Genomic DNA, 22,471 nt, shown 5'->3' on the forward strand with positions numbered 1-22,471 from the left:
GCATCGAAGTCGTTATTCCGGACGGGCGCGGGTGCTGACCAACAGCGACGCCAGGCTTGCGGCCTTGGGCTTCACCAGCCAGAACTTGCGCAGGTAGTCGTCCAGGTTCTCATGGAGATGGCTGCCCCAGGCGCTGCCGGTCTCGCGCACGTATTCGGCCAGCACCCCTTCCAGGTGGCTACGGTAGGCCTCCATGGCCTCGCTGTTGATGCGCTGGATCTCCACCAGTTCGTGGTTGACCCGGTCATAGAAGCCGTTGTCCAGGTCCAGCACATAGGCGAAGCCGCCGGTCATGCCCGAGCCGAAGTTGTAGCCGGTCTTGCCCAGGACGCAGACGAAGCCGCCGGTCATGTACTCGCAGCAGTGGTCGCCGGTGCCTTCCACCACGGTGTGGGCCCCGGAGTTACGCACCCCGAAGCGTTCACCGGCGGTGCCAGCGGCGAACAGCTTGCCACCGGTGGCGCCATAGAGGCAGGTATTGCCGATGATGGCCGATTCCTGGCTCTTGAAGCCCGCGCCCTGGGGCGGGGTGATGACCAGCTTGCCGCCGGTCATGCCCTTGCCCACGTAGTCGTTGGCATCGCCTTCCAGATACAGGTGCAGGCCGCCGGCGTTCCAGACGCCGAAGCTCTGGCCAGCGGTGCCCTTGAAGCGGAAGGTCAGCGGCGCCTTGACCATGCCCTGGTTGCCGTGACGCCGGGCGATTTCGCCGGAGACACGGGCACCGATGGAGCGGTCGCAGTTGCCGATACTGAGGCTGAAGTCACCGCCTTCGAGCTTTTCGATCCCGGGCAGCGACAGGCGCACCATTTCTTCGGCCAGCAGGCCCTGGTCGAATGGCGGGTTCTTTTCCACCTGGCAGTATTGCGGCTTCTCGGCCGGAATGTGATCGCTCCCCAGCAGCGGGGTGAGGTCCAGGTGCTGCTGCTTGGCGGTCTCGCCCGGCAGGATTTCCAGCAGATCGGTACGGCCGATCAGCTCACCCAGGCTGCGTACGCCCAGCCTGGCCAGCCACTCACGGGTTTCCTCGGCGATGAAGGTGAAGAAATTCATCACCATCTCCACCGTGCCGATGAAGTGTTCCTTGCGCAGCCGGTCGTTCTGGGTGGCGACGCCAGTGGCGCAGTTATTCAGGTGGCAGATGCGCAGGTACTTGCAGCCCAGGGCGATCATCGGCGCGGTGCCGAAGCCAAAGCTCTCGGCGCCGAGGATGGCCGCCTTGATCACGTCCAGGCCGGTCTTCAGGCCGCCGTCGGTCTGCACCCGGACCTTGCCGCGCAGATCGTTACCGCGCAGGGTCTGGTGCGCCTCGGCCAGGCCCAGTTCCCAGGGCGAGCCGGCGTACTTGATGGAGGTCACCGGCGAAGCACCAGTACCGCCGTCGTAGCCGGAGATGGTGATGAGGTCGGCATAGGCCTTGGCCACACCGGCGGCCACAGTGCCTACGCCAGGCTCGGACACCAGCTTGACCGATACCAGCGCCTTGGGATTGACCTGCTTGAGGTCGAAGATCAGCTGCGACAGGTCTTCGATGGAATAGATGTCGTGGTGCGGCGGCGGCGAGATCAGGGTCACGCCGGGTACCGCATAGCGCAGCTTGGCGATCAGGCCGTTGACCTTGCCGCCGGGCAGCTGACCGCCCTCGCCCGGCTTGGCGCCCTGGGCCACCTTGATCTGCAAGACCTCGGCATTGACCAGGTACTCGGGAGTGACGCCGAAGCGGCCGGTGGCCACCTGCTTGATCTTGGAGCTCTTGATGGTGCCGTAGCGCGCCGGATCCTCACCGCCCTCACCGGAGTTGGAGCGGCCGCCCAGGCGGTTCATGGCCTCGGCCAGGGCCTCGTGGGCTTCCGGCGACAGGGCGCCCAGGGAGATCCCGGCAGCATCGAAGCGGGTGAAGATGTTGGCCAGCGGCTCGACCTCTTCCAAGGCCAGGGGCTGGTCGCTGGTCTTGACCTTGAGCAGGTCGCGGATCATCGCCACCGGGCGCTGGTCCACCAGCGCGGTGTATTCGCGGAACTTGGCGTAGTCGCCCTGCTGCACGGCGGCCTGCAGCAGATTGACCACGTCCGGGTTGTAGGCATGGTACTCACCGCCATAGACGAACTTGAGCAGGCCACCCGGCTGGATCGGCTTGCGGTTGTTCCAGGCTTCGCCGGCCAACAGCTTCTGTTCGGCTTCCAGGTCGACGAAGCGCGCGCCCTTGATGCGGCTGGTGACACCGGGGAAGCACAGGTCGGTGACTTCGTCCGCCAGGCCCACGGCCTCGAACAGCTGGGCGCCGCGATAGGAGGCGACGGTGGAGATGCCCATCTTGGAGATCACCTTGAGCAAGCCCTTGGTGATGCCCTTGCGGTAGTACTTGAACACCTCGTAGAGGTCGCCCAGCACCTCGCCGGTGCGGATCAGATCGCCCAGCACCTCATAGGCCAGGAACGGATAGACCGCGGTGGCGCCAAAGCCCAGCAGCACGGCGAAGTGGTGCGGATCACGGGCGGTGGCGGTCTCCACCAGGATGTTGCTGCTGGTACGCAGCCCCAGGTTGACCAGGTGGTGATGCACGGCGCCGGTGGCCAGCACCGCATGCACCGGCAGCTTGCCCGGTTCGATGTGGCGGTCGGTCAGCACCAACAGTACCTTGCCGGCGCGCACCGCTTCCTCGGCCTGCTCGACAATGTTGCGCAGCGCCGCCTCGAGCCCCATGGACTCGGGGTAATTGAGGTCGATCGTGACATGCTCGAAGCCGGGCTTGGGCATGTTGAGGATGGTCCGCCACTTGGCCGGCGAGATCACCGGGCTGCTCAGGATGGCGCGATCGGCGTGCTCGGCGGTTTCCTCGAAGACGTTGCGCTCGGCACCCAGGCAGGTCTCCAGGGACATGACGATGGACTCGCGCAGCGGGTCGATCGGCGGGTTGGTGACCTGGGCGAATTGCTGGCGGAAGTAGTCGTAGGGCGAACGGATGCGCCGCGACAGCACCGCCATGGGCGTGTCGTCGCCCATGGAGCCCACGGCTTCCTGGCCCTGCTCGCCCAGCGGACGCAGCACTTGGTCACGCTCCTCGAAGGTGACCTGGAACATCTTCATGTACTGGCGCAGCTGATCCTGGTCGTAGAAGGCCGAACCGTGATCATGGTCGTCAAGGGTCGCCTGGATGCGCATGGCGTTCTTGCGCAGCCACTGCTTGTAGGGATGGCGCGCCTTGAGACGATTGTCGATGTCGTCGGTCTGCAGCACCTCGCCGGTCTCGGTGTCCACGGCCAGGATCTGGCCCGGGCCGACCCGGCCCTTGGCGATGACGTCGTCGGGCTGGTAGTTCCAGACGCCGACTTCCGAAGCCAGGGTGATGTAGCCGTTCTTGGTCGTCACCCAGCGCGCCGGGCGCAGGCCGTTGCGGTCGAGCAGGCACACTGCGTAGCGGCCTTCGGTCAGCACCACGCCGGCCGGACCGTCCCAGGGCTCCATGTGCATGGAGTTGAATTCGTAGAAGGCACGCAGATCGGCGTCCATGGTCTCGACGTTCTGCCAGGCCGGCGGAATGATCATGCGCACGGCGCGGAACAGGTCCATGCCGCCGGTCACCAGCAGCTCTAGCATGTTGTCCATGCTGGAGGAGTCGGAACCGACGCGGTTGACCAGCGGACCGAGCTGGTCGAGATCCGGAATCAGTTCGTTGACGAACTTGGTCCGCCGCGCCTGGGCCCAGTTGCGGTTGCCGGTGATGGTGTTGATCTCGCCGTTGTGGGCGAGATAGCGGAAGGGCTGCGCCAGCGGCCACTTCGGCAGGGTGTTGGTGGAGAAGCGCTGGTGGAACACGCAGATGGCGGTAGCCAGGCGCGGATCGCCGAGGTCCGGATAGAAGGCGGCGAGATCCGCCGGCATCATCAGGCCCTTGTAGACGATGACGCGGGACGACAGGCTGCAGATGTAGTGCTCGGCGTCTTCGGCGTTGCGCACCGAGGAGCGGCGGCGGGCGGAGAACAGCTTGACCCCGAACTGCTGGTCGTCGAGACCCGGACCGGCGACGAACACCTGCTCGATGCGGGGCAGTCGCGCCAGGGCCAGCTCGCCCAGTACCGAGGTGTCGATGGGCACCTTGCGCCAGCCGACCAGGGTCAGACCAGCGGCCTCGATCTCCAGGTTCATGTTGGCGCGGGCCTGTTCGGCGCGGGCCTCGTCCTGGTTGAAGAACACCACGCCCGCGGCGTACTGCTCGGGCAACTCGGCGCCGAACTGCTCCTGGGCGATGGCGCGCAGGAAGGCGTCCGGCTTCTGCATGAGCAGACCGCAACCGTCACCGGTCTTGCCGTCTGCGTTGATACCGCCCCGGTGGGTCATGCAGGTCAGGGCTTCGATGGCCGTTTCCAGCAGGTCATGGCTGGGCTCGCCCTGCATATGGGCGATCAGGCCGAAGCCGCAGTTGTCCTTGAAGCTATCGGGATTGAACAGACCTGCTTTCATAGCGCTCTCACCGGCAATCAGGTTATTGCGAAGGCATCACAAAACGGTCCGCTTATTTGAACTTTTTTCGGACAGTCAAAGGCTGACCAGTGTAGCGAAAAAATCGCTTACGACAAACACTGATGACACCTGATGGAAATTCGATGACGCAAAAAAGAAAGCCCCGGCATCACTCTCGTGATAGCACCGGGGCTTTCTTTGCGTAGCAGGCAAGAATCAGCGACTGGTGGCGATGTCCTGCTGGATGCTGGCGAAGGTCCGCGGCCAGGGTTTGCTGGCCTGCACCTTGGCTGGCAACTGCTTGACCGCCGCTTCGGCCGCTGCCCGATTGGCGAAGTTGCCGTAGGTCACCACATAGAGCGCCTTGCCCTGGTAGCTCTTCTTGAAATAGCGGAAGTTGCCACTGTCGGCCTGGGCGGCGATGAAGTCCTGCGCCGCCTTCTCGGTGCTGGTACCCACCACCTGCAGGGCGTACTTGCTGCCCGCCTGGCTGCCGTACCAACCCGCCGCTGCGCTGCCAGCATGAGCGGGCGCTGCAGCCGGAGCCGGCTTGCTCGGTGCCGGTGCGGGGGTAGGCGCAGGTGCGGTGTGACGGGGCGCCGGAGCCGCCACTGCCGGAGCGCTGGCCGCCGGAGTACGCGCCGGCGTGCGGCTGGGCAGTTCGTCCTCGTCACTGATGGGTGGGGCATCGGTGGTCACGGTCGGCGGCACGCCGCCCGCACCCATGTCGTTGCCCGCGGCGGTACCCGCCTGACGACCGCCCGCCGCTTCCGCCAAGGGTTCACGGATGACCGGCTGCGACTCACCCACCAGCGGCAGGGGCAGCGGCTTGGAAGAGCCGTCGAACTGGATGGGCGCCCCCTGGGCGTCCTTACCGGCAGAGGCGGTGTTCTGGCCACCCATGGGCAGGTCCTGTCCGGCCGTGCCGGTGGCCGGGGTCTCACTCTTGCCGCCCTTCAGCGACAGCGCCGCGGCGCCTACCGCCAGCACCACCACCCCGAGAATGACCAGGTGCTTGCGCGGCAGGGCCGCCAGCAGATTGCGCGAGCCTTTCACCGGTGCCGCGGCCTTCTTGCGCCGGGCGCTCATGCCGGCCACCAGCACATCCCGGGCTTCTTCGTTGAGCCGACCGGGCCAGCCGCCGGAGCGCTCGTGGATGGTCGCGAGCTGCTCGTCGGTAAAGATCTCCAGGCCCTGGCCGGCACCTTCCAGGCGCTGGGCCAGGTACTCCTCGGCCTCGCTCTCGCTGTAGGGCAGCAACTCGATGACGTGATAGCGCTCTTCGCCCTGGGCAATGTCCTCCAGGCGCATCACCACTTCCGCTTCGCCGAACAGGAAGACGTGCAGGCGCTCCTTTTCGCTGCCCCCGGCCAGCTCCAGCAGAGCTTCCAGCGCGGGAGTGGCCAGGGCCTCGGCGTCATCCACCAGGATGTAGACCTCCTGCCCCGCCAGGCGCACTTCCGCCGCCTGCGCGAGAATGGCCGCCGGCGTCTGGCTGTCGGCGCCAACGCCCTTGGCGACCTGGGCCAGCACGGTGCGGGCGTCACCGCCGTTCTGCGCGGAAATCACCACGCAGTGCACGGCCTCCTTCTTGGTACTGGCCGCCAGCGCCTGGCGCAGCAGCGTCTTGCCACTGCCCTCGGGACCACTGACCACCAGCAGCAGCTGGCTGTAGCGGGCCAGGTGATGCAACTGGCCCAGCACCGGCTTGCGCTGGGCCGGAAAGAATTTGAAACCGGGAACGCGGGCGGCGAACGGGTCGTGAGTGAACTGATAGTGACCGAGGAAGGCTTCGTCGGCGTGCAGATTGGACATGGGACTCTCTTGTTCTCCTTACTGGGCGGTCAGCGCTTGGTAATCGGTACGCAGCGTCTGCTCGAGAATGTCGCGGGCGAAGTCGGCGGTCACCACGGCCTGGCCCAGGTCACTGAGCAGTACCAGCCGGAGTTGTCCATCCAGGACCTTCTTGTCCACCGCCATGAGGCGTTCGAAATCGGCCGGCTGCATGTCCGCCGGCGGTACCACGGGCAGCTTGGCCTTAACCAGCAGGCGAATGGCGCGGTCGCGTTGCGCGGCACTGAGCCAGCCCAGCAGCAGGGACATCTGCAGCGCCATGACCATGCCGGCGGCAACCGCCTCGCCGTGCAGCCAGACGCCATAGCCCTGGTGGGTCTCGATGGCGTGACCGAAGGTATGGCCGAGGTTGAGGATCGCCCGCAGACCCGACTCGCGCTCGTCGCTGCCCACCACTTGGGCCTTGGCCGCGCAGGAGCGCTCGATGGCTTCGGTGAGTGCGCTTTGATCCAGTGCCAGCAGCGCCTCGACATGCTCTTCGAGCCAGCCGAGGAAGGGCTCGTCGCAGATCAGGCCGTACTTGATGACCTCGGCCAGACCCGCCGAGAGTTCGCGCGCCGGCAGGGTCGCCAGGCTGTCGGTATCGATGACCACGGCCTTGGGCTGGTAGAAGGCGCCGATCATGTTCTTGCCCAGCGGGTGGTTGATGCCGGTCTTGCCGCCCACCGAGGAATCGACCTGGGACAGCAGCGTGGTCGGCACCTGGATGAAGTCCACTCCGCGCTGATAGCAGGCCGCGGCGAAACCGCCCATGTCGCCGATCACCCCGCCGCCCAGGGCGATGAGGGTGGTCTTGCGATCATGGCGATCCTGCAGCAGGCCGTCGAAGATCAGCTGCAGGGTCTCCCAGTTCTTGTGCGCCTCGCCATCGGGCAGCACGATCAAGCTGACCGGGCGATCGCCCAGGGTGCGCAGCAGACGCTCCAGATAGAGCGGCGCGATGGTTTCGTTGGTGACGATCGCCACCTTGCGCCCGGCGAGATGGGGCAGGACGCATTCCGGTCGATCCAGAAGGCCCTGGCCGATGTAGATCGGGTAGCTGCGCTCACCGAGCTCGACGTGAAGAGTCCGCATGCCGTCACCTTGATTCAAAGGGCGCCTAGCATAGCGCAGAACGCTCGCGGCTTTAATGCGGTGCCAGGGCTTTCAGACGGTCGAGTATCTGCAGCACGACCATCCGGGGTGGCCGCTCGTCGGTCTCGATGATGATGTCGGCGATCTCCCGATACAGCGGATCGCGCATGGCCATGAGATTGCGCAGCACCGCCGCGGGATCGGCGGTCTGCAGCAGCGGTCGATTGCGATCCCGGGAGGTGCGCTCGATCTGCTGCTCGATGGAGGCATGCAGGTAGATGACCCGCCCGCCACGCTTGAGCGCCTGACGATTGTCTTCGCGCAGCACGGCACCCCCGCCGGTAGCCATCACCAGGCCGTTCTCCGCGCACAGCTCAGCGATCGCGGCGCGTTCGCGCTCGCGAAAGCCCTGCTCGCCTTCCACATCGAAGATCCAGGGGATGTCGGCACCGGTACGTTCTTCGATTACCTTGTCGGAATCCTTGAACGGCAGCCGCAATTCCTTCGCCAGGAGCCGGCCGATGGTGCTCTTGCCCGAGCCCATCGGTCCTACGAGAAACAGATTACGCACTTATGTCATCGACCAACCGCTATCGCCTGGTTGTTCATGATACGCGGCGTGAGGAAGATCAGCAGCTCGACTTTGCTGTCGGTGACCGAATCCCGGCGGAACAGCCGGCCGACATAGGGGATATCCCCCAGCATCGGCACCTTGGTGGTGGACTTGGTCTGGGTGTTGGAGAACACCCCGCCCAGCACGATGGTCTCGCCATCGCTCACCAGGACCTTGGCATTGACCTCGTTCTTGCTGATCGGCGGCACGCCATTGAGCGCATTCTGGTAGTCAGGGGCATCCTTGTTGACCTTGACCTCCATGATGATGCGGTTGTCCGGGGTGATCTGCGGCGTGACCTCCAGCGACAGCGCGGCTTGCTTGAAGCTGGTGCTGGTGGCACCGCTGGAACTGGCTTCCTGGTAGGGAATCTCGGTACCGCGCAGGATCTTGGCGGTTTCTTTGTCCGAGGTCACTACCTTGGGCTGGGAGATGATCTCGCCATTGCCGCTGGATTGCAGAGCGGACAGCTGCAGGTCGAGCATCTGACCACCAGCCATGAAACCGATGCCGATGCCCGAAGTGCTGCCGGAGACGCCCATGTCCACGAAGGGCGTGGGCGCGAGGCCAGTGGCGGCGGTGACGTTACCGATGGTGCTGGTTCCAGGCAGGAAAGCCTGGTTAGTGGTGCTATCAACGGTCGTCGCGCCATCCTTGCCATAGACTGAGAAATTGCCCTGGCGAGTATTGCCGCCCCAGCGCACGCCCAGCTGCTTGCTGTAGTCGACATTGGCTTCCACCAGCCGCGCCTCGATCATCACCTGACGTACCGGGATGTCCAGCTGCGAGACGATGCGCCGCAGTTCGTCCAGGCGATTCTGGGTCTGGTAGGCGATGATGCTGTTGGTACGCTCGTCCACCGAGATGGAGCCACGCTCGTCGGCGGTCTTGTCGGCACTGGTCACCGACTGGAACAGCTTGGCGATGTCGGCGGCCTTGGCATAGTTGACCTGGATCAGGTCGCGCCGCAGGGGAGCGAGCTGCTGGATCTGTTTCTGGGATTCCAGCTCCTGGCGCTCACGCGCAGCGATCTCGTCGGCCGGCGCGACCAGCAGCACGTTGCCGATCTGGCGCTTGTCCAGGCCCTTGGTCTTGAGGATCAAGTCCAGCGCCTGATCCCAGGGTACGTTCTGCAGGCGCAGGGTGATGTTGCCCTGCACGGTGTCGCTCGCCACCAGGTTGAGGTTGGTGAAGTCGGCGATCAGCTGCAGCACCGAACGGACGTCGATGTCCTGGAAGTTCAGCGACAGCTTTTCGCCGGTGTAGGTAAAGCGATCGGCTGCGCGCTTTTCCTTTTCCTCGGTGGTGAGCGGCTTGACGCTCAGGGTCAGGCGATTGTTGGTCTGGTAGGCCAGGTAGTCGTAGGTCCCGGTCGGTTCGATGACGATGGAGGCGCCACCGCTGTCAGCCGAGGCGTTGACGAATTGCACTGGGGTAGCGAAGTCCTTGACGTCCAGCCGTACCCGCAACTCCTCAGGCAACTGAGTGCCGGCGAAGGTCAGGCGGATCTTGCCGCCCTGCTCCTGGATGTCCGGGTTGATGCCGGTCTCGCTCAGGTCGATGACCACGTTGCCCTCGCCCTGGGGACCCCGCTGGAAGTCGAGATGACGGATCGCCTTACCGCGCAGTTGCGGCCGCGGCGCGGTCATGGCCGCCACGGTGGAAGTGGCCTGAGTCGGCGGCAGTGGCGTGCGGGTGACGGCGCTGGGCAGCGGGGCGGACGACGGCGCGGTCACGGTGGCCGGCGCCGCGGCGCGCGGCAGGTTCGGCGTCAGGTTGGCCTGGGCGCCGGCCGCCTGGCGACCCGCGGTACCGCCGATGGTGACGAACAGGTTGCGACCGTCGGCACGGGTGTCGTAGCTGGCCAGATTGGTGAGGTTGATGATCAGCCGGGTCCGGTTGCCCGCCTCGACCACCGTCACGCTGCGGGCATTGCCATTGCCCAGCTCGCGGCTCTTGGTACCCAGCTTGTTGGCCACGCCGGGCAGGTCCAGAGCGATCCGCGCCGGCTGCTCGATGGTGTAGCCCTTGGGGATCGGCACCGGCTGATCGAAGGTCAGCTTGAGTTCGATGCGATCCCCGGGCAGGGAGGCGACGTTCAAGGCCTGCAGATCGGCGGCCAGGACCTGGCCGGCCAGGCTACCCAGCAACAAGGCCAATCCCAGTCCCAGCCGTCTTGCGCTATTCGTCTTCACTGTACTTGCCCCGCCCATTAAGTCTTTTCCTTCAAGGTGATGGTGCGCGGCCGTTCCAGCCAGCCACCCTCGCCATCCGGGACGATTTCGATCACGTCGATCTCACCGTCGGTGATCTTGGTGATGCGCCCGTCATTGCGGCCCAGGTAGTCCCCCACCTTGACGCGATGTACGCCCCCGGCGCCGTTGACCAGCGCATAGCGGCCACTGGCGTTGGCCAGGATGCCCACCATGCTGAAGGTCTCGATGTTGAAGCCTTCGAGAAACTGCTTCGGCCGATTCACGTCCGGCTTGATGTTGCCGGTCCCGCGCTGGCGCACCGTGGGGTCGATGCGTACCGGCGCCTGGAAGGGGCTGCGCAGCGCCGCAGCGGCATAGGTGAAGGGTTCGTAGGCGCGGAACTGCGGCAGCGGCTCGATGGAACCGCGCGGCTTGGCGCGGGTTTCGTCCATGAAGGCCTGCAGATCGCTGGTATCGCTGGAACCGCAGCCGACCAGCACGCCGGTCAGCAGGCAGAGCAACAGAGGCGTCCTCATTTGCCGAGCCCCTTGTCGTTGTAGCGATAGGTCTTGGCCAGGACGTTCATGCGCAACTTGCCACCGGTCCCGGATACCGTGCCGCCGCCATTGGCGTTTCGGTCATCCACCGGCTTGAGGTCGAAGTCGTGCAGGGTGACGATGCGCGGCAGGCTGGAGACGCTGCTGACGAAGGTCGCCAGGTCATGATAATTGCCCACCACGGTGATCTGGATCGGCAACTCGACATAGAACTGCTGGGTCACCTCGGGCAGGAGCTTGATCTGCTCGAACTCCAGACCACTGCCCAGACCGGTGCGGGTGATGTCTTCCAGCAGCGCCGGCACTTCGGTATCGCCGGGCAGTTGCCGCAGCAGCGCGCCGAAGGACTCTTCCATCTCGACCATCTGCTGCTTGTAGGCATCCAGATTGGCGGCCTGGAAGGCCTTGCTGGCGTATTGCTGCTTGAGGGTTTCTTCCTGAGTGCGCTGGCTGTCCAGCTGCGCCTGCATGTCGCTGAGATGGAACTGATAGCCGAGCAGGAGCACCACCAGCACGATCAGCAGGCAGGCGATGACCTTGACCGGCTTGGGCCAGGAACCGAGGTTCTCCAGGCTGAGTTCGTTGATGTCGACCTTGCGCAGGCTGGCCAGGGAATCGGCGAGACTCATGGTTTGCCTCCCTTGGCGAGCGGGGCCGGAGCAGGAGCGCCGGGCTGGGTCTGCTTGACGGTGAGCTGGAAGGTGTTGGCCTGATCCACCGCCCCGGCGGTGGTGGCCTTCACCTCGATCAGCGTAGGCGAAGCGAACCAGTCGGAGGCGTCCAGATTACGCATCAGGTTGGAGACCCGGTTGTTGGATTCCGCCTCGCCGCTGATGGACAGGGTGTCGCCCTGCATCTTCAGCTCGCGGAAGTACACGCCGTCCGGCAGGGTGCGCACCAGTTGATCGAAGACGTGGCCGATGACCGGGCGGTTGCCCTGCAGGTCCTGGATGATCTTCATCCGTGCCAGCAGTTGCTGGCGCCGGGTCTTGAGCTCGCTGATCTCCTTGATGCGCACGTCCAGCTGGGCGATGTTCTGCTGGATGAAGGCATTGCGCGCCTCCTGACGGGCGATCTCGCCGGACAGGTACTGATCCCCGAGAAACACAGCGCCGCACGAGAGCACGAAGATGCCGCCCAGGATCACCAGGAACTGCTTGCGCCTTTCTTCGCGCAGCTGCTCCCGCCAGGGCAAGAGGTTGATGCGGGCCATCTAGTCGAAACTCCTCATGGCCAGGCCGCAGGCGATCATCAGCGCCGGGGCGTCACCCGCCAGGGCCGCCGCATTGACCTTGTTGCTGACGGTCATGTCGGCGAAGGGATTGGCCAGGACCGTGGGGGTGCCGATTTTCTGCTGGATCAAGCGGTCGAGTCCGGAAATTGACGCGGTTCCTCCAGCAAGCAAGATGTAGTCCACATCATTGTATTGCCCGGCGGCGAAAAAGAACTGCAGCGAGCGCGCCACCTGCTGCACCACCGCCTCGCGGAAGGGCGTCAGTACCTCGCTCTGGTAGTCGTCAGGCAGGCCACCCTGCTTCTTGGCCAGACCGGCCTCCTCCACCGACAGGCCGTAGCGGCGCTGGATCTCTTCGGTGAGCTGGCGGCCGCCAAACAGCTGCTCGCGGGTGTAGATGGTCTTGCCGTTGTGCAGCACGCTCAGGGTGGTCATGGTGGCGCCAATGTCGACCACCGCCACGGTCAGGTCGTCGACATAGCCGCCGAGCTGATTGGCCAGCAACTGGTAGGCACGCTCCAGGGCATAGGCCTCGACGTCGACCACCTTGGCCGAGACGCCGGCCAGCGCCAGGGCCGCTTCGCGGACCTCGACGTTTTCCTTCCGGCAAGCGGCCAGCAGCACCTCGACGCGCTCGGCGTTGCGTGGCGACGGCCCCTGCACCTCGAAGTCGATGGCGACCTCGTCCAGCGGATAGGGAATGTACTGGTCAGCTTCCAGCTTGATCTGGTTTTCCAGCTCGTCGTCGGTGAGGCCGGCATCCATCTCGATGGTCTTGGCGATCACCGCCGAGCCAGAGACAGCCACGGCGGCGCTGCGCGCGGAACTGCGCGCCTTGACCAGCACCCTGCCGATGGCGAGGCCCACGCCCTCCAGCTCGGCGATGTTCTTTTCCACCACGGCATTGGCCGGCAGAGGTTCGACCGCATAGGCTTCCACCCGGTAGCGCCCGCCTGCACGGCTCAACTCGATGAGTTTCACGGATGTCGAACTGACGTCGATACCCAGCAGCGTATTCGCCTTCTTTCTGAATAGCCCTAGCACATCAGTTCCCTATGAGCGACGGTGGTCTTCCGCGGACGGGCATTAGATAACAGACTTGACACCCGAGCAAATAGCGGCCAACCGCCAAACGCGCCTATAATGGCGACGCCGTGTAGGCTGACCGTCACCTGTCGCCCTTTCCTTCTTTCCATTCGAAAAGTCTCTTGATGCGTGTTCTGAAATTTTTCTGGTGGTCGTTGGTCGCCCTGGTCTGCAGCCTGTTGCTGGGTCTCAGCGGTGCCTTCCTCTACCTCAGCCCCAGCCTGCCCTCCATCGATGCCCTGCGTAACGTGCAACTGCAGATCCCTCTGCGGGTGTTCAGCGCGGACGGCAAACTCATCGCCGAATTCGGCGAAATGCGCCGCTCGCCGCTGCGTTTCAACGAGATACCGCCCGATTTCATCCATGCCCTGCTCTCCGCCGAGGATGACAACTTCGCCAATCACTATGGCGTGGATGTGAAAAGCCTGGCACGGGCAGTGAGCCAGCTGGTCAAGACCGGACACATCCAGACCGGTGGCAGCACCATTACCATGCAGGTCGCCAAGAACTACTTCCTGACCAGCGAGCGCAGCTTCTCGCGCAAATTCACCGAGATCCTCCTGGCGCTGCAAATCGAGCGCCAACTGACCAAGGACGAGATCCTCGAGCTCTATGTCAACAAGATCTACCTGGGCAACCGCGCCTACGGCATCGAGGCCGCCGCCCAGGTCTACTACGGCAAGTCCATCAAGGACCTGACCGTCGCCCAGATGGCGATGATCGCCGGTCTGCCCAAGGCGCCGTCGCGTTACAACCCGGTCGCTAATCCTGAGCGTAGCCTGGAAAGACGCAATTGGATTCTCGAACGCATGTTCAAGCTCGGTTATATCGATCAGGCGGCCTACCAGGCCGGCATCGCCGAGCCGCTCGAGGCCTATCATCACGTCGCCGTGCCTGAGCTCAACGCCCCCTACATCGCCGAGATGGCACGGGCGGAAATGGTTGGTCGCTATGGTGGCGATGCCTACACCGATGGCTACCAGGTCTACACCACCATCGACAGCCGGCTGCAGACGGATGCGTTCGAAGCCGTACGTGACGGCCTGACCGATTACGACCGCCGGCACGGCTATCGCGGCCCCGAGGCCCAGTGGCCCAATCGCAGCCGCGCCGAATGGACCGCGCTGATCCAGAAGCAGCGCATCGTCGGCGGTCAGGATCCGGCCCTGGTCACCCAGGTGGAAAAGAGCGGCATCCTGGTCCTGACCCGCGAGGGCAAGGAAGAGGCGGTCTCCTGGGACTCGATGAAATGGGCACGCCCCTACCTCAGCGCCAACAGCCTGGGGCCACGCCCGAACGGTCCGGCCGACGTGGTCAAGGTCGGCGACCTGATCCGGGTGCAGCGCCAGGACGATGGCAGCCTGAAGTTCTCGCAGATTCCCAAGGCGCAGAGCGCCCTGGTCTCCCTCGACCCCCAGGATGGCGCCATTCGCGCCCTGATCGGCGGCTTCTCCTTCGAGCAGAGCAACTACAACCGCGCCACCCAGGCCCGGCGCCAGCCCGGTTCCAGCTTCAAGCCGTTCATCTACAGCGCTGCGCTGGAGAAGGGCTTTACCGCCGCCAGCCTGGTCAACGATGCGCCCATCGTCTTCATGGACGAGAATCCCGACGAAGCCTGGCGGCCAAAGAACGACAACAACACCTTCCTCGGCCCAATCCGCCTGCGCGAGGCCCTCTATCGCTCGCGCAACCTGGTGTCCATCCGGGTGCTGCAGGCCATCGGCATCGACTATGCGCTGGATTACGTCAGTCGTTTCGGCTTCGAGCGCGACCAGTTGCCGCGCAACCTGTCGCTCGCTCTCGGCACCCCGGGCCTGACGCCGCTGGAAGTGGCCACCGGCTGGTCGGTGTTCGCCAACGAGGGCTACAAGGTGACACCCTACGTGGTCGATCACGTGACCGATCGCGACGGCAAGGTGGTCTATCGCATGGCCGCGCCACGGGTGCCCCAGCAGGCGCAGGCCACGACCGCGCCGGGCGTCGAGGTCACGCCGGCGGCCGACACCGCCGCCGCCGACCCGGCCAATCCGGCGCCGGTGTTCGCCCCCCAGGTCATCGATCCGCGCAACGCCTTCATCATGAACAGCATGCTGCAGGACGTGATCAAGCGCGGCACCGGCCGCAAGGCGCTGGAACTGGGCCGCAACGACCTGGCCGGCAAGACCGGCACCACCAACGAATCCAAGGACACCTGGTTCTCCGGCTACAACGGTGACTACGTGACCACGGTCTGGGCCGGCTTCGACCAACCCGAGACCCTGGGCCGCCAGGAATTCGGCGGTACCGTGGCCCTGCCGATCTGGATGAGCTACATGGGTGCCGCGCTCAAGGACAAGCCGCCGCATCAGCTCAAGGAACCGGACGGCATCGTCTCCATCCGCGTCGACCCCACCACCGGTCGCGCCGCGCCGCCCGGCACGCCCAACGCCTATTTCGAGCTGTTCAAGAGCGAGGACACCCCGCCGAGCCTGGACGAACTGCCGCCCGGCGTGGCGCCCGGCACGCCGCTGCCCTCCAGCGAAAACGTGCCCATGGACATCTTCTGATCTCCAGCCAATAAAAAACCCCGCCGTGGCGGGGTTTTTTTATTGCTTCGGGCCTTACTTGGCGAAGACGTCATCCACCGACTTCAGCGGATAGTTCGCCGGGTAGGGCAGCGTGGCCACGCCGGTCTCGATGGCGGCCTTGGCCACGGCATCGGATACCAGGGTGATCAGACGAGCATCCATGGGCTTGGGAATGATGTACTCACGACCGAAGCTCAGGCTGTCGACGTTGTAGGCGGCGCAGACTTCCTTGGGCACCGGCAGCTTGGCCAGGTCGCGCAGGGCCAGGGCGGCGGCGATCTTCATCTCTTCGTTGATGACCCGGGCGCGGACGTCCAGGGCACCACGGAAGATGAAGGGGAAGCCCAGGACGTTGTTGACTTGGTTCGGATAGTCGGAACGACCGGTGGCCATGATCACGTCGTCGCGCGTGGCGTGGGCCAGCTCGGGGGTGATTTCCGGATCCGGGTTGGAGCAGGCGAAGACGATAGGGTTGGCCGCCATGCGCTTGAGGCCTTCGGCCGACAGCAGGTTGGGGCCGGACAGACCGACGAAGACGTCAGCGCCTTCGAGGGCGTCGTCCAGGGTGCGCTTGCTGGTCTCGGTGGCGAAGGCCGCCTTGTACTGGTTCAGGTCGTTGCGGCCGCTGTGGACCACGCCCTGACGGTCGATCATGTAGATGTTCTCGACCTTGGCGCCCATGCTCGCCAGCAGGCGCATGCAGGAGATGGCGGCGGCACCGGCACCCAGGCAGACGATCTTGGCGTCTTCCAGGCGCTTGCCGGCGATTTCCAGGGCGTTGAGCATGCCGGCGGCGGTGACGATGGCGGTGCCGTGCTGGTCATCGTGGAAGACCGGGATGTCGCACTGTTCGATCAGGGCGCGCTCGATCTCGAAGCACTCGGGCGCCTTGATGTCTTCCAGGTTGATGCCACCAAAGGTGATGGAGATGCGCTTGACGGTGTCGATGAAGGCCTGGGGGCTCTCGGCGTCGACCTCGATGTCGAAGACGTCCACACCGGCGAAGCGCTTGAACAGCACGCCCTTGCCTTCCATCACCGGCTTGGAGGCCAGCGGGCCGAGGTTGCCCAGGCCGAGGATGGCGGTACCGTCGGAGATCACGGCGACCAGGTTGCCTTTGCCGGTGTAGCGGTAGGCCAGTTCGGGATCGCGGCCGATCTCGCGGACAGGTTCGGCGACGCCGGGGCTGTAGGCCAGGGACAGGTCACGAGCGGTCGCGGTGGGCTTGGTCAGCTCGACGCTGAGTTTGCCGGGACGCGGCTGAGCATGGTATTCGAGGGCGGCGGTTTTGAGATCAGACATTATTGGTATATCCGCGTGGTGTGGGTCTTGGGTCGGGCGAGAATACGCAAAGACTCAAGGTGCCACAAGCAATCGGCCATATGCCTGAAATCAATCGCAATACGACTTTCGGCTAAAACGATTCAACCCGCAAACCCAGCATGTGCGGATCGCTCAGGGTCAGCTGCCAGCGTGCCCGCCCCGCTTCCTGGCGACGGCTGCGATCGACGATCCAGCCCCGTGCCTCGAGCTGGCGCCCGATCCATTGCTGCAGTGGCAGCTCAGCGAAGGCATCCACAAAGCGATTCGGCACATTGACCACCAGATCGCCGTCGAACTGCAGCCAGAGTCCGCCCCGGTTGCGTTCGATCCCCTGCAGGCGCCCCTGCACCACGGCGAAACCACTCTCCTGGATATGCGTGGCGGAAAGGGTGGGGTCCTTTTTCCAAACACCGAGTCGAGCCTTGCGCGCCGCGCCTTCCGCCGCGACCTGACAGCCGGCCAGTCGGGTATTGGGCGCGATGGCCACCGCGTAGCCGAGACCCTCGGCGATCAACTGGGCTTCGAGATTGCGGCCCTGGCGGTCATAGAGATGGGCCAGGGTACGACCGTAGTGGTCGGTCGCCTCGCGACCCGGGACCAGGCGCAGGCGGTCGTCACTGGCGTCCACCAGCGCCTGCAGGCGTCGACGTGCATCCTCGGCATAGGGCTGCGCCGTGCCGCCGGACCTGCCCAGCTCCGGTGCGTTGATGCCGATCAGGCGCACGGAGCGACCATCGACCAGGCGCAGGGTATCGCCGTCCACCACCTGCCGCACCTCGACCTCCTGGCCGTCCGGCAGCAAGGGGCACGCCGCGGCCAGGGCCAGAGGTGCAGTTGCCAGGGTAGAAACGAAAAAGGCGCCCCAGAGGGACGCCTTTTTCAGTGTCGAGCCATGCAGAGATGGTCGACGGCAGCGCATTACTTGCTGCTGCCGAACACGCCGAAGCGCTGCTTGAAGCGATCGATACGGCCGCCAGCGTCCAGGACCTTCTGCTTGCCGGTGTAGAACGGGTGGCATTCGGAGCAGACGTCCAGGTGAATGTTCTTGCTCAGGGTCGAGCGGGTCTTGATGACGTTGCCACAGCTGCAGGTGGCTTCGATGGCATCGTACTGCGGATGGATATCAGCTTTCATGGAACTATCCTCGGGGTCTAGCTGTGCCGCCACCCGGCGCCATTGCCGGATACCGCACAGATTTGGGCTGCAAATCATACCAGAGCGGATAGGAGGCGCAAGCAGCCCCCTCACCGCCTGTCTGCTACCATCGGGCTTTACGTCTGCGAGCCCTGCCGTGCCTCTGATCCTGCGCCTGGCGCTGCCTTCCCCCCTGCGCCGCCTGTTCGACTATCTGCCGCCCAAGGGCGCGGTGGAGGAGCAGTTGCGCCCCGGCGTGCGACTGCGGGTGCCCTTCGGTCGCCGTGAGGTGGTCGGGGTGCTGATCGAGGTGGCCCAGGAAACCGAGGTGCCGCTGGACAAGCTGCGCAAGGCCCTGCAACTGCTCGACGAGCGCCCGCCGCTGCCCAGCGCCCTGTTCGAACTCTGCCAGTGGTCCGCCCAGTACTATCAGCACAGCCTCGGCGACACCCTGAGCTGGGCACTTCCTGCCCTTTTGCGTCAGGGGGAGCCGGCCGAGCGCCGGCTGCAGCGTTTCTGGATCGCCCAGCCCGATGCCCGCCCGGAAGATCCACGCCTGGCCCGGGCGCCGCGCCAGCGTGAGGCGCTCAAGACCCTGCGCCAGCATCCCCATGGGGTGCTGCACGAATTGCTCGGCCAGCTCGGCCTGGTCAAGGACAGTCTCGACCTCCTCCAGGCCAAGGGCCTGGTCAAGGTGGAGACTCGCTATCACCAGCCGACCCGGCACCAGGGCTCCTGGCTCGCCCAGGCCGAATTGCCGCTCAACGGCGAGCAGCGCCTGGCCTACGAAGCGGTCCGCGCCGGCAGCGGCTTCCACTGCTATCTGCTGGAAGGGGTGACCGGCAGCGGCAAGACCGAGGTCTATCTGCAGTTGATCCGCGCCACTCTGGAAGCGGGACGCCAAGCGCTGCTCTTGATTCCCGAGATCAACCTGGGCCCCCAGACCCTGGGCCGCTTCGAGCAGCGCTTCAATGCGCGCATCGCCCTGCTGCACTCGGCGCTGACCGATCGCGAGCGGATGGACATCTGGCTGGCCGCTCGCGATGGCGAACTGGATATCGTGGTGGGCACCCGCTCGGCGCTGTTCACCCCGCTCAAGCACCCCGGGCTGATCATCGTCGACGAAGAACACGACGCCTCCTATAAACAGCAGGAAGGCCTCAGGTACCACGCTCGTGACCTGGCCGTGGTCCGCGCACGCTTCGAGAATCTGCCGGTGGTGCTGGGCTCGGCCACTCCCTCGCTGGAGAGCCTGCACAACGCCGATCAGGGGCGCTATGCCCACCTGCGCCTGTCACTGCGCGCCGGCGGCGCCCAGCCGCCACGCTTCGAGCGCCTGGACGTGCGCAGTCGCCCGCTCGACAGCGGTCTGTCCCAGCCACTGCTCAAGGCCATGGGCGCGACCCTGGAGCGCGGCCAGCAGGTGCTGGTGTTCCTCAATCGACGGGGCTTCGCCCCTACCCTGCTCTGCCACGACTGCGGTTGGCTGGCCCAGTGCCCGCGCTGCGATGCGCGCATGACCTACCACCGCGGCTCCGGCGAGCTGCGCTGCCATCATTGTGATCACCGCCAGGCGCCGCCGCGTCATTGCCCTTCCTGCGGCAAGCTCGACCTGCGCCCGGTGGGCGCCGGCACCGAGCGCGCCGAGGAACGCCTGCAGCTGCTCTTTCCAGACATCCCGGTGCTGCGCATCGACCGCGACACCACCGCGCGCAAGGACGCCCTGGGCAAGCTCTTGCGCACCATTCATAGCGGGGTGCCCTGCATCCTGGTCGGCACCCAGATGCTCGCCAAGGGGCACCACTTTCCCAAGGTGACCCTGGTGGCCGTGCTGGACGCTGACAGTGGGCTGTTTTCCGCCGACTTCCGCGCCAGCGAGCGCATGGCGCAGCAGATCGTCCAGGTCGCCGGGCGCGCCGGGCGCGCCGAGGAACCGGGCCAGGTGCTGATCCAGACCCACCTGGCCGATCATCCGCTGATGGTGCAGCTGGCCGAGGAAGGCTATCCGGCCTTTGCCCGCCAGGCGCTGCAGGAGCGCCGCGCCGCCGGTCTGCCGCCCTTCGCCTATCTGGCGCTGCTGCGCGCCGATGCCCATCGCCAGGATCAGGTGGAGAATTTTCTCGAAGCGGCCTATCACGTCGCCGAAGGCCTGGCGGTCAATCTCGCCCTGCCCCAGGTGGAGTTGCTCGGCCCGGTACCGGCGCCCATGGAGCGGCGCGCCGGTCGCCATCGCGCCCAGCTGCTGCTGCAGAGCAGCAGCCGTGCGCCTCTGCACCGGCTGCTGGGCATCTGGGTCGTCCAGCTGGAAAGCCTGCCCGAAGCCCGCCAGGTGCGCTGGTCGCTGGATGTGGATCCCATCGATCTCTTCTAGCGGCATTGGCTTAGAGCCTGTTCAGCGTCTGCTGCGCGTCGGCCAAGCGGCGTTAGAAATGCCTTCGGAATGCTCATTTACCACTCGTAAACTCCGCTTCCTCAGGCATTTCCGCCTTGTTTGGCTCTAGCTCGCGAGACGTTGAACAGGCTCTTACCATTGGCAAGGCCGGGCTCGCCACGGATAATGCCGGGTTTTCATCGCAGTGCGCGCCCGGCGCACGCCGAAGGCCAATGACCATGAAAGACAGCATCCGCCAGCTCATCCAGCACGCCCTCGACCGCCTGATCGCCGACGGCACCCTGCCGGCCGACGTGGCGCCGGCCATCCAGGTCGAGAACACCAAGGACAAGAGCCACGGCGACTTCGCCAGCAACGTCGCCCTGCTGCTGGCCAAGCCGGCCCGCGCCAAGCCCCGTGACCTGGCCGAGAAGCTGCTGGCCGCCCTGCCCGCCGATCCGGCGGTGAGCAAGGTGGAGATCGCCGGCCCCGGCTTCCTCAACTTCTTCCAGAATCACGCGCAACTGGCCGCGCGGCTGGATGCGGCCTTCGCCGATCCGCAACTGGGCGTACCCACGCACGACCCACGCCAGCGCGTGGTGGTGGACCTCTCCTCGCCGAACCTGGCCAAGGAGATGCACGTCGGCCACCTGAGATCCACCATCATCGGCGACGCCGTGGCGCGGGTGCTGGAATTCCTCGGCGACGAGGTGATCCGCCAGAACCACGTCGGCGACTGGGGTACCCAGTTCGGCATGCTGCTGGCCTACATGGAAGAACAGCCCCAGGCCGCCGAAGGCGAGCTGGCCGACCTGGAGGTCTTCTACCGCGCGGCCAAGGGCCGCTTCGACGCCTCGCCGGAGTTCGCCGCGCGGGCCCGCGAGCTGGTAGTGGCGCTGCAGGCGGGCGATGCCCACTGCCTGCGCCTCTGGGAGCGCTTCAACGCCGTCTCCCTGTCCCACTGCCAGGAGGTCTATGACCGCCTCAACGTCAAGCTGACCCCAGCTGACGTCAAGGGCGAGAGCGCCTACAACGACGACCTCGCCCAGGTGGTCGCCGATCTGGAGGCCGCCGGACTGCTTACCGAAAGCGACGGCGCCCGTTGCGTCTTCCTCGACGAATTCAAGAACGCCGAGGGCAATCCGCTGCCGGTGATCGTGCAGAAGGCCGGCGGTGGCTATCTCTATTCCACCACCGACCTGGCCGCCATGCGCTATCGCAGCCGCCAGCTGCAGGCCGATCGCGCGCTCTACTTCGTCGACCAGCGCCAGGCCCTGCACTTCCAGATGGCCTTCGAGGTGGCGCGTCGCGCCGGCTTCGTCGATCCGGCCATGCAACTCGAACACATGGGCTTCGGCACCATGAACGGCGCCGATGGCCGCCCCTTCAAGACCCGTGATGGCGGCACCGTTAAGCTGGTCGACCTGCTCGACGAAGCCGAAGAGCGTGCCTACCAACTGGTCAAGGAGCGCAATGCCGGACGCGCCGAGCGTGGCGAGACACCCTTCAGCGAAGACGAACTGCGCCACATCGGCCGCGTGGTGGGTATCGCCTCGGTCAAGTACGCCGACCTGTCCAAGCACCGCACCAGCGACTACAGCTTCAACTTCGAGCAGATGCTCAGCTTCGAGGGCAACACCGCGCCCTACCTGCTGTACGCCTACACCCGGGTCGCCAGCGTGCTGCGCAAGGCCGGGCAGAGCGAGCCCACCGGCCGCATCCGCCTGGACGCCCCGCAGGAGCAGGACCTGGGCGGCCGCCTGGCGCAATTCGGCGAGATCCTCGCCAGCGTCGCCGACAAGGGCACCCCGCACCTGCTGTGCAGCTACCTCTATGACCTGGCCGGGCTGTTCTCCAGCTTCTACGAGAACTGCCCGATCCTGACCGCCGAGGACCCCGAATTGCGCCAGAGCCGCCTGCGCCTGGCCGCCCTTACCGGACGCACCCTCAAGCAGGGCCTGGAACTGCTCGGTCTGCATACCCTGGAACGCATGTAAGAGAC

15 protein-coding genes are annotated in these 22,471 nt (G+C 65.4%); 3 read left to right on the forward strand and 12 right to left on the reverse strand.

Features of this window, described 5'->3' with window-relative positions:
* Window positions 1–12: 12 nt before the first annotated feature.
* The 9 genes from gltB to BMZ43_RS13290 all read right to left on the reverse strand — a co-directional run bounded on the left by gltB (window position 13) and on the right by BMZ43_RS13290 (window position 13,032).
* Window positions 13–4,461, reverse strand: coding sequence for a glutamate synthase large subunit (gene gltB, locus BMZ43_RS13250; protein ID WP_068384931.1), 4,449 nt, complete (start codon window positions 4,459–4,461; stop codon window positions 13–15).
* 216 nt (window positions 4,462–4,677) lie between these two features.
* On the reverse strand, window positions 4,678–6,276 hold the full coding sequence (locus BMZ43_RS13255) for an AAA family ATPase (protein WP_093254198.1): 1,599 nt from the start codon (window positions 6,274–6,276) through the stop codon (window positions 4,678–4,680).
* A gap of 18 nt (window positions 6,277–6,294) precedes the next feature.
* A complete protein-coding gene (gene aroB, locus BMZ43_RS13260; RefSeq protein ID WP_093254200.1) occupies window positions 6,295–7,389 on the reverse strand; it encodes a 3-dehydroquinate synthase in 1,095 nt (364 codons plus the stop codon).
* Between the two features lie 52 nt (window positions 7,390–7,441).
* Window positions 7,442–7,960 (reverse strand): shikimate kinase AroK, encoded by a 519-nt coding sequence (aroK, locus tag BMZ43_RS13265; RefSeq protein ID WP_026083835.1) that lies wholly within the window; start codon window positions 7,958–7,960, stop codon window positions 7,442–7,444.
* Between the two features lie 5 nt (window positions 7,961–7,965).
* Window positions 7,966–10,215 (reverse strand): type IV pilus secretin PilQ, encoded by a 2,250-nt coding sequence (pilQ, locus tag BMZ43_RS13270; protein ID WP_173150271.1) that lies wholly within the window; start codon window positions 10,213–10,215, stop codon window positions 7,966–7,968.
* On the reverse strand, window positions 10,215–10,733 hold the full coding sequence (locus tag BMZ43_RS13275) for a pilus assembly protein PilP (RefSeq protein WP_026083837.1): 519 nt from the start codon (window positions 10,731–10,733) through the stop codon (window positions 10,215–10,217). Before BMZ43_RS13275 ends, pilQ begins: the two co-directional genes overlap by 1 nt.
* The gene (gene pilO, locus BMZ43_RS13280) at window positions 10,730–11,383 is read right to left on the reverse strand and encodes a type 4a pilus biogenesis protein PilO (RefSeq protein WP_017641025.1); all 654 of its coding nucleotides are present in this window, start codon (window positions 11,381–11,383) and stop codon (window positions 10,730–10,732) included. The genes BMZ43_RS13275 and pilO overlap by 4 nt, the downstream gene beginning before the upstream one ends.
* On the reverse strand, window positions 11,380–11,967 hold the full coding sequence (locus BMZ43_RS13285) for a PilN domain-containing protein (protein ID WP_017641026.1): 588 nt from the start codon (window positions 11,965–11,967) through the stop codon (window positions 11,380–11,382). Before BMZ43_RS13285 ends, pilO begins: the two co-directional genes overlap by 4 nt.
* On the reverse strand, window positions 11,968–13,032 hold the full coding sequence (locus BMZ43_RS13290; protein ID WP_093254205.1) for a pilus assembly protein PilM: 1,065 nt from the start codon (window positions 13,030–13,032) through the stop codon (window positions 11,968–11,970).
* Window positions 13,033–13,199: 167 nt separating this feature from the next.
* Between BMZ43_RS13290 and BMZ43_RS13295 the strand changes: the two genes are divergently transcribed.
* Window positions 13,200–15,620, forward strand: a complete 2,421-nt coding sequence (locus BMZ43_RS13295) for a penicillin-binding protein 1A (protein WP_017641028.1) — start codon at window positions 13,200–13,202, stop codon at window positions 15,618–15,620.
* Window positions 15,621–15,674: 54 nt separating this feature from the next.
* On the opposite strand, the gene BMZ43_RS13300 is transcribed toward BMZ43_RS13295, so the two are convergent.
* The 3 genes from BMZ43_RS13300 to rpmE all read right to left on the reverse strand — a co-directional run bounded on the left by BMZ43_RS13300 (window position 15,675) and on the right by rpmE (window position 18,098).
* Window positions 15,675–16,943 (reverse strand): malic enzyme-like NAD(P)-binding protein, encoded by a 1,269-nt coding sequence (locus BMZ43_RS13300; RefSeq protein ID WP_017641029.1) that lies wholly within the window; start codon window positions 16,941–16,943, stop codon window positions 15,675–15,677.
* 112 nt (window positions 16,944–17,055) lie between these two features.
* Window positions 17,056–17,883 (reverse strand): thermonuclease family protein, encoded by an 828-nt coding sequence (locus tag BMZ43_RS13305; protein WP_256562935.1) that lies wholly within the window; start codon window positions 17,881–17,883, stop codon window positions 17,056–17,058.
* Entirely contained in the window at window positions 17,883–18,098 is a 216-nt protein-coding gene (gene rpmE, locus BMZ43_RS13310) for a 50S ribosomal protein L31 (RefSeq protein WP_007161618.1), read from the reverse strand. The genes BMZ43_RS13305 and rpmE overlap by 1 nt, the downstream gene beginning before the upstream one ends.
* Before the next feature lie 157 nt (window positions 18,099–18,255).
* Here rpmE and BMZ43_RS13315 point away from each other — a divergent pair, with 157 nt between their 5' ends.
* Both BMZ43_RS13315 and argS read left to right on the forward strand, forming a co-directional pair.
* Window positions 18,256–20,469 (forward strand): primosomal protein N', encoded by a 2,214-nt coding sequence (locus BMZ43_RS13315; protein ID WP_093254211.1) that lies wholly within the window; start codon window positions 18,256–18,258, stop codon window positions 20,467–20,469.
* Between the two features lie 239 nt (window positions 20,470–20,708).
* Entirely contained in the window at window positions 20,709–22,466 is a 1,758-nt protein-coding gene (argS, locus tag BMZ43_RS13320) for an arginine--tRNA ligase (RefSeq protein ID WP_068385134.1), read from the forward strand.
* Window positions 22,467–22,471: the final 5 nt, after the last annotated feature.

The sequence above is a fragment of the Pseudomonas sp. Snoq117.2 genome (assembly GCF_900110545.1).
Lineage (GTDB): Bacteria > Pseudomonadota > Gammaproteobacteria > Pseudomonadales > Pseudomonadaceae > Chryseomonas > Chryseomonas benzopyrenica.

Bases quoted from the DNA above. Each gene is read 5' to 3' on its own strand.
- gltB (WP_068384931.1), bottom strand. From the start codon at position 4,461: ATGAAAGCAGGTCTGTTCAATCCCGATAGCTTCAAGGACAACTGCGGC.
- BMZ43_RS13255 (WP_093254198.1), bottom strand. From the start codon at position 6,276: ATGTCCAATCTGCACGCCGACGAAGCCTTCCTCGGTCACTATCAGTTC.
- aroB (WP_093254200.1), bottom strand. From the start codon at position 7,389: ATGCGGACTCTTCACGTCGAGCTCGGTGAGCGCAGCTACCCGATCTAC.
- pilQ (WP_173150271.1), bottom strand. From the start codon at position 10,215: ATGGGCGGGGCAAGTACAGTGAAGACGAATAGCGCAAGACGGCTGGGA.
- BMZ43_RS13275 (WP_026083837.1), bottom strand. From the start codon at position 10,733: ATGAGGACGCCTCTGTTGCTCTGCCTGCTGACCGGCGTGCTGGTCGGC.
- pilO (WP_017641025.1), bottom strand. From the start codon at position 11,383: ATGAGTCTCGCCGATTCCCTGGCCAGCCTGCGCAAGGTCGACATCAAC.
- BMZ43_RS13285 (WP_017641026.1), bottom strand. From the start codon at position 11,967: ATGGCCCGCATCAACCTCTTGCCCTGGCGGGAGCAGCTGCGCGAAGAA.
- BMZ43_RS13295 (WP_017641028.1), top strand. From the start codon at position 13,200: ATGCGTGTTCTGAAATTTTTCTGGTGGTCGTTGGTCGCCCTGGTCTGC.
- BMZ43_RS13300 (WP_017641029.1), bottom strand. From the start codon at position 16,943: ATGTCTGATCTCAAAACCGCCGCCCTCGAATACCATGCTCAGCCGCGT.
- BMZ43_RS13305 (WP_256562935.1), bottom strand. From the start codon at position 17,883: ATGCGCTGCCGTCGACCATCTCTGCATGGCTCGACACTGAAAAAGGCG.
- rpmE (WP_007161618.1), bottom strand. From the start codon at position 18,098: ATGAAAGCTGATATCCATCCGCAGTACGATGCCATCGAAGCCACCTGC.
- argS (WP_068385134.1), top strand. From the start codon at position 20,709: ATGAAAGACAGCATCCGCCAGCTCATCCAGCACGCCCTCGACCGCCTG.